Raw genomic sequence first — 4723 nt, 5'->3', positions numbered from 1 at the left:
ACCCAAGCCTTCGAAACTGTTCGTCTCTTACTGCTTGACCGAGATGCTCAAGCGACCCGCGATGCCAGTCCCTTCCGGAACCGGTCCGCGGCCAACGGCCAAAACCGCCGCCTGCGCATCCCTTCTCGATTTTCACGATCAACGATGTCAAAGATCCATCGCCCGGCGAACCACACAAAACGACGGTCGGCGAACTGGCCGTGATCGTCATCGGGTTTTTGAAGGCCGGAGAAGCACAAACGATCGTTCGTGCCAGCGGAGGGTCAATCTAGCGCTTACGGCAGAGAGCGTCAAGCCCTTTGTTTCGTATTTGCCGAACCGCCTAGGCCGCCTGGGGCGGAAAACGGATCGGCCAGCGCCCTGACCTCCACCCTTCCAGTCTTTCGGGGCGCCCCCTCCGAACCGCGTCCGGCGAGGGAGGCGCTGTATAGGGCAGCGTCCGCCGCCGATCCAGAGAAAAGACTCGTCCGGCGACAGATTCGATTCTGAGCCGGGAACGACAAAAGAGCGCGGCCGCTGGACAGGCCCAGGGCCGCGCCTTTATGGTTTTATCTCGAAACCGCAGGCACAGAGGAAGCCGGCATGCGCCCAAGCGCGCGCGCGACCGCCGAGGTCATGGCGCAGGTTCTGCGGACGACCGCCAGCCTCGCCTTTACGGATGGGCTGAATCCGGCCCAGTGGGCGGCGTTGCGTTACTTCGCCCAGGCGAACGCGAGCGCCCGCAACGTCGTGGCCTTCGCCCGCCATCACGGGACGACCAAGGGCACGGCCAGCCAGACCATCGCGGCGCTCCTGAAGAAGGACCTTCTGGAGCGCCACCCCAGCGAGACCGACCGCCGCTCCATCCGGTTGACCCTCACGGCGCGGGGGCGGACCATGCTCGCCAACGATCCGCTGAACGAGCTGGTCGCGGCGATCGACGGCTTGGCGCCGGCCCAGCACGGCGCCCTGGCCTCCGGGCTGGACGAGCTGTTGCGCACGCTGCTGTCCCGCCGCACCGAGAGCGGGGGGCGCGGCAGCGGCGCGCTGGACGCCTCCGGTCATACCGGCCGCAACGGCGCCGCGGCGGACTGAACCGTCCGCACCACACGCCATCGCATTGGGAGCGACGGAGCCCATGGCCCGAATTCTGGTGATCGACGACGTTCCGGCCTTAACGGCGCTGCTGCGCATGACGCTGGAGACGCAAGGCCACGAGGTGGCGGAGGCCCATGACGGCCTGTCCGGCCTGTCCATGCTGGAGGGCGCGCCCTTCGACCTCGCCATCGTCGACATGATGATGCCGGGCCTGGACGGGGTCGAGCTGATCCGCCGCCTGCGCGCCCGCGACGCCTCCCATGCCCCAAGCATCATTGCCATGTCAGGCGGCACGGACGACTTCCCGGCGGCTTTCTCGCTGACCCTGTCGGCCATGCACGGCGCCGACCGCGTGCTCTACAAACCCTTCGACAACAGCGAGTTGACCGCCGCCGTGGATGAGTTGCTGGCTGCCCGCGCCGCCTGACGCCGCGGCATCGCCGCCACAGCGCGATCATTTTTGGCCGGTGCGGGACTTTTTTTGCGCGTTCCGATCTTTCGCACACCCGCTGCGCTTGCGGTGGTCCTGTTTGCGCCGCATACAGACGCCGTCCCGGACGGCCGGCGTCCGGCCCGACCCAGCCAGCGCGCGGCCATGCACGATCCCAAACTGCTTTTCGACGTCCTGTTCCTGCTGCTGGCGGCGGTGGTGATCGTCCCCTTGTTCCAGGCGCTGCGCATCCCGGCGGTGCTCGGCTATCTGGTGGGCGGGGCGCTGCTGGGTCCCCACACGCCGGGACCGGTGGTGGACATGGAGCTGCCGCAGGTCCTCTCCGAATTCGGGGTGGTCTTCCTCCTCTTCGCCATCGGGCTGGAACTGCCGCTGTCGCGCCTGCGGGCGATGCGGCGCTACATCTTCGGGCTGGGGCTGATGCAGGTCGTCCTGACCAGCGCCGCCATCGCCGCCGTCGCCTACGCGCTGGGCGAGGACGTGGCCGCCTCGCTGGTGATCGGCGGCATGCTGGCCTTCTCCTCCACCGCCACGGTGCTGAAGCTGCTGGTCGAGCGCGGGGAGACGGTGGCGCGCTTCGGGCGGGTGTCGGTCGCCGTGCTGATCTTCCAGGATCTGGCCGTCGTGCCGCTGCTGACCCTGCTGCCGCTGCTGGCCGGCGGCGGCACCAGCATCCCCTGGGCGCTCGCCCTGGCCGGGGTCAAGGCGGTCGCGGCGATCGGCGCCATCATGCTGCTGGGCCGTTTCGTGGTGCGCCCGGTCTATCACTTCGTCGCCTCGGCCAAGAGCCCGGAGGTCTTCACGGCGACCAACCTGCTGGTCGTCCTGGCGGTCGCCTGGCTGACGGCGGAGGCCGGCATGTCGATGGCGCTGGGCGCCTTCCTGGCCGGCATGCTGATGGCCGACACCGCCTACCGCCATCAGGTGGAGGCCGACATCGAACCGTTCCGCGGCCTGCTGCTCGGCCTGTTCTTCATGACGGTGGGGATGACGCTGGACCTGCCGGCCATGCTCCAGCGCGCCGACGACATCCTGATGGTGACCGCGGCGCTGCTGGTCGGGAAGAGCATCCTGCTGTTCCTGCTCTGCCGCCTGTCGGGGCTCGGGCTGGCGACCTCGCTGCGCATCGGCCTGCTGCTGTCGCAGGGCGGCGAGTTCGCCTTCGTGCTGATCGGCAAGGCGACGCGGCTGGAAGTGCTGGAGGGCGAGACGGGGCTGCTGCTGTCCTCCTGCGTGGCGCTCAGCATGGCGGTCACGCCGCTGGTCGGCGCCATCGCCCAGCGTCTGGCCCAGAAGGTCGAAGCCCGCTACGGCGCCGAGGCCTTCGGGGTGGAGACCAGCGACATCACCGGCCATGTGCTGATCGCGGGCTACGGCCGGGTCGGGCGCGCCGTCGCCCGGCTGCTGCGCACCCACGACATCCCCTACGTCGCGCTGGACCTCGACCCGCAGCGGGTGGCGGCGGCGCGGGCAGAGGGGCTGCCGGTCTATTACGGCGATTCCAGCCAGATCGGCGTGCTGCGCGCCGCCGGGATCGAGCGGGCGCGGGCCGCCGTCATCACCGTCAACCGCCCGGACATGGCGGAGCGCGCCGTGGAGGCCATCCGTCGCGCCGCCCCGCGCCTGGCCATCGCCGCCCGCGCCCATGATCTCGACCGCGGCGCGCGGCTGAAGAAGGCTGGAGCCAGCGCCGTGGTGCCGGAAACGCTGGAGGCCAGCCTGCAGCTCGCCAGCCTCGTGCTGCGCACCGCCGGGCTGGACGCCGAGACCATCGACCGGAGCCTGAAGAGCGTCCGCGACCGCGGCTATGACGCCCTCAGCGAACCGGCCGGCGAGAACGATTGAACGGAGCGACTGAGGGGAACGACTGAGGGGAACGACGGCACGATCGCGTCAGCGCTCGACCCGCCACAGGTCGAAGACGGTGCCCCGGTAGACCTCCTGCGCGCCCGGCGGCGGCGTCAGCCCGGCCGCGTGGAAGACGTTGGAGAACATCACCAGCACGTAATCGTACTTGTCCCGCCAGCCGATGTAGTGCGGGCAGGGCTCCACATGGTCGCGCAGTGTGGCCTCTTCGGGGCGGGAGAGCAGGCGCACGTCCACCGGAACCCCCTCGTAGATCGCCATGCAGCGGTCGCGGTAGGGCTGGGTCACGGTCAGCGGCTGCTTGCCGGGATGGCTGAACAGGGTCGGCACGAAGGCGCGCCGCTCTACGGTGATCAGCGACGGCAGATGGATCAGGCTGGGCAAGGCGACCAGCGCGTGCCGCCAGGGCGGCTGGGTGAGCAGGAACTCCCGCGTGTTGCAGCAGCCGGCCTCCTGCCCCGCCCAGGCGATCAGGACGGAGCGGCCGGGCTCGATCCGCTCCATGGCGCGGCGCAGGTCGGCCACGTCGTCCTCATAGGCCAGCCAGTTGAGCGTCAGCACGCCGGTCCGCACCGTCAGCAGGGCAAGCAGCCCGGCGGCGAAGGCCGCCGCGGCCCGGGCGCTGGGAAAGCGGATGTCGGTGCCGGCCACCAGCAGGAAGGCCGCGAGGATCCAGAAGCGGATCGACACGAAATAGGTGCCGAAGAAGGGGTCCGGCACAACGAAGAAGGCCAGAACGAACAGCCCCACCGCCAGCATCATCGCCGGCGCGGCGCGCAGCCAGCCGGCCAGACGCGCTGCCACCATGCCACCCAGGATCAGCAGCAGTGTCGCCACGTCGAGCAGCGTGTTGTAGTTCAGGACCGGGGCCAGCATGTCGTGCAGCCGGTAGCCCCACTGCTTCAGCTCGGTCAGCTTCTTCAGCCGCCAGTAGACCTCCTTCAGCAGCAGGACCGGTGTGCTGTCGCGGGCGCCCACCGCCGCCGCGTCGGATTGGAGGAGATGCGTCCCCACCGTGCCGGCGAACAGCGCCACCGGAAGGACCAGCAGCGCGGCGAAGCGCAGGGCGTCGCGCCCGAGATTGGCAGGCGTCAACGGCTTGCGCCCTTCCCCCACATACTTCACCACCTCCACCGCGAACAGGCAGAGCAGAAAGGAGCCGAGCACGATGGCGTGGGCGAAATAGAGAAACAGGGCGCAGCCCATCCCCACCGGCACCTGCCAGCGCCGCCCCGCCAGCGCGATCCACAGCGACAGCCCGACCAGCAGGAAGCCGAGGCCGAGCGAGAAGCTCATGAAGCCGCCGATCAGCGTGGCGTTGTGGATGAA

5 protein-coding genes are annotated in these 4723 nt (G+C 69.4%); 3 read left to right on the top strand and 2 right to left on the bottom strand.

Annotated elements, in window-relative coordinates; translation table 11 throughout:
• Positions 1-211 (bottom strand): hypothetical protein (locus GBZ26_RS30015; protein ID WP_211104987.1); only part of this gene is annotated, 211 nt, incomplete at its 3' end.
• Between the two features lie 371 nt (positions 212-582).
• Here GBZ26_RS30015 and GBZ26_RS27040 point away from each other — a divergent pair.
• From GBZ26_RS27040 to GBZ26_RS27030, 3 genes are all read left to right on the top strand, one after another.
• Entirely contained in the window at positions 583-1074 is a 492-nt protein-coding gene (locus GBZ26_RS27040) for a MarR family winged helix-turn-helix transcriptional regulator (RefSeq protein WP_174441470.1), read from the top strand.
• Positions 1075-1117: 43 nt separating this feature from the next.
• Complete coding sequence (locus GBZ26_RS27035) at positions 1118-1504, top strand: response regulator transcription factor (protein ID WP_174441469.1); 387 nt, start codon at positions 1118-1120, stop codon at positions 1502-1504.
• Between the two features lie 168 nt (positions 1505-1672).
• Positions 1673-3373, top strand: a complete 1701-nt coding sequence (locus tag GBZ26_RS27030) for a monovalent cation:proton antiporter-2 (CPA2) family protein (protein WP_174441468.1) — start codon at positions 1673-1675, stop codon at positions 3371-3373.
• 48 nt (positions 3374-3421) lie between these two features.
• Here the strand turns inward: GBZ26_RS27030 and GBZ26_RS27025 are convergent.
• Positions 3422-4723, bottom strand: a 1302-nt coding sequence (locus tag GBZ26_RS27025) for a hypothetical protein (protein ID WP_174441467.1), incomplete at its 5' end; no start/stop codon positions are given.

Source organism: Azospirillum formosense (assembly GCF_013340925.1).
GTDB lineage: Bacteria > Pseudomonadota > Alphaproteobacteria > Azospirillales > Azospirillaceae > Azospirillum > Azospirillum formosense.
The sequence above is the reverse complement of the archived record's forward strand: the minus strand, read 5'-3'. Positions and strand labels throughout refer to the sequence as shown.